The organism is Microbacterium sp. (assembly GCF_011620715.1).
Lineage (GTDB): Bacteria > Actinomycetota > Actinomycetes > Actinomycetales > Microbacteriaceae > Microbacterium.
Map to the genome: position 1 here is coordinate 1 of NZ_WOYP01000038.1, position 2,310 is coordinate 2,310.

2 protein-coding genes and 1 pseudogene are annotated in these 2,310 nt (G+C 67.5%); 1 reads left to right on the forward strand and 2 read right to left on the reverse strand.

Translation table 11 applies throughout. The features are described from left to right. Positions 1 to 254 (reverse strand): annotated as a pseudogene (locus QZV84_RS03935) (dioxygenase); the annotation flags it as partial. A gap of 204 nt (positions 255 to 458) precedes the next feature. On the opposite strand from QZV84_RS03935, the gene QZV84_RS03940 reads away from it, so the two are divergent. Then, a complete protein-coding gene (locus QZV84_RS03940) occupies positions 459 to 1,664 on the forward strand; it encodes a serine hydrolase domain-containing protein (RefSeq protein WP_292825610.1) in 1,206 nt (401 codons plus the stop codon). Between the two features lie 160 nt (positions 1,665 to 1,824). On the opposite strand, the gene QZV84_RS03945 is transcribed toward QZV84_RS03940, so the two are convergent. Next, the coding region (locus tag QZV84_RS03945) for a DUF1801 domain-containing protein (protein ID WP_363331866.1) at positions 1,825 to 2,310 on the reverse strand (486 nt) is incomplete at its 5' end.

Genomic DNA, 2,310 nt, shown 5'->3' on the forward strand with positions numbered 1-2,310 from the left:
ACGATCACGATCCCGCGCGGCTTGGGGATGGTCAGGCTCCACTCCAGCAGGGCCTGCAGCCACTGCGGCGAATCCAGCAGAGGTGGTGCGCCGTGCGAGAGGAAGAGGGTCGGCAACGGGCCGTCGGACGGTTCCCAGCGCCGTGCGGCGCGAGACCGCTCCTGCGCAGCTGGCAGGAAAGCGTCATACGCACCCATGGGCACGTCCGGGCGGATGGCCTTGAACGAATCGTCTCGAACGACTATGTCAGACACGCCCGTTTCAACACGGTCTGCGCATGCGGTATTCCCTGTACCGCTGAGCGAGTCGAACCGGAAGATTCGCCGCATGCTCGACTGGCCCACCATCGATCGGTATCGCCCATGCCGAGCGCGCAGATGTCGTCGTGGGCGGACCAGAGCCCGCGGAGCGCTCGTGACGGTGGATATAGTCGAGTGTCATCGACCGGGGGAGTCATCGTGTCAGAGCTGACCGCACCGACGAAGCGCGCGTCCCGACGCGGCATGCGCCTCGCCGTCGTTTCCACGATCGTCGCGCTCGCCGTCACCGGCTGCGCGGCATCCACGCCGTCCGCGAGTCCGACGCCCACGCCGACGGAAAGCGTCTCCGCAGAGACCGCGGCGGCGCTGCAGGGCGTGCTCGACGATGCGATCGAGAACGGGACTTTTCCTGGGGCGATCGCGCGGGTCATCACGCCCGACGGCGTCTGGCAGGGGACGGTCGGAACGGCTGGTCCTGACGACGATGTCGCACCCACAGCCGACGACATCACCCGCATCGGGAGCATCACCAAGACGATGACCGGCACCGTGCTGCTGCAGCTCGTCGGCGAGGGCAAGGTCTCACTCGATGACGTTCTCTCGGACTACATTCCCGGCATCCCGAACGGCGACGTCGCCACCCTGCGGCAGCTCGCCGACATGACCAGCGGCATTCCGTCGTACTCCCTGAACGAGGAGTGGCAGGCGGAGTACTTCAGCAACCCCGAGACGCAGTTCACTCCGCAGCAGCTCGTGGACTTCACGGTGGCGATGCCGGTGTCGTTCGCTCCGGGCGAGGGCTGGGAGTACTCGAACTCGAACTACATCCTGCTCGGCCTGATCATCGAGCAGGTCACCGGCCAGCCGATCGCACAGGTGTTCCGGGACCGCCTCTTCGACCCGCTCGGCATGACCGACACGGCATACGCCGACCCGGACGGCTCGGTGCTCCCCTCGCCGCATCTGTCGGGCATCACCGAGCAGGGCCAGCCTGAGGGGACGACTGCGGACGCGACCTACTGGAGCCCGACCGTCGGGTCGATGGCCGGCCAGGTCAGCTCCACGTTGAACGACCTCGAGAAGTGGGGGCAGGCGCTCTTCACCGGCGAGGGAATCCTCACGCCCGAGATGCAGCAGCTGCGCCGCGACTCGATCCTCACCTCGCCGCCGCCCAACAACGCGACTTCCGGGTACGGCATCGCGCTCGGCAACAGGGACGGATGGTGGGGGCACACCGGCGAGATCCCCGGCTTCAACACGGCGCTGTTCCACAACTACGACCTCGGCGCAACGATCATCGTGCTGGTGAACAGCGACATCCCGATGTCGACGTCGACCGACAACCCGCCGAACCCGGCTCCCTACATCGAGGCCGCGATGGCGGAGATCCTCGCGGCCCAGTAAGCACGGCGGTCGACGGGGCTGTTCAGGCGCTCGATCGAGGATGCCGAACGGGCGTCGTCGAAATGATGGGGCGACCGCCATCCGGGTGGCGGGACTGCAGAAGTCGCCACGTGCTGCGCGGGCTCAGGCTCACGGCGCAGCGGCCCGAGTCAGTCGGCGGCTACGAGTGCGAGTGCGCGCGAGGATCGGGGTCGTCGCCCCGAGACCAGGCGATCGCGATGAGTCGGCGCAGCACGTCGAGGTCGATGTCGTCGAGCTTCTTCACATACACGCAACCCGCGCCCTCGGTGTACCTGCCCAGCTTCGGCAGCAGCGCGGCGCCCTCGGGCAGATCCTTGAGGCCGTAAAGGGACAGCTGCGCTTTGCGTGGGGAGAATCCGGTCTTCGGCCAGTCGCCGCGGGTTCGCGGATTGTTCGGCGACACGAAGCGGTAGCTGCCGTAGCCGACCATCGACGGGCCCCACAGGACGGGATCGGCGCCGGTGACCTCATGGAAGATCTCGGCGAGTGTCAGGCCATCGGCCCGGCGCCGAGCCGGGGTCGCGGCGTGGAGGAAATCGTCGACATTCGCATCGGTCGGCATCGTCTTGGCTTCGGCCATGATTCCAGTGTGCCAGCCGGGCATCGTCGAGGGCGAGGGCGAGGG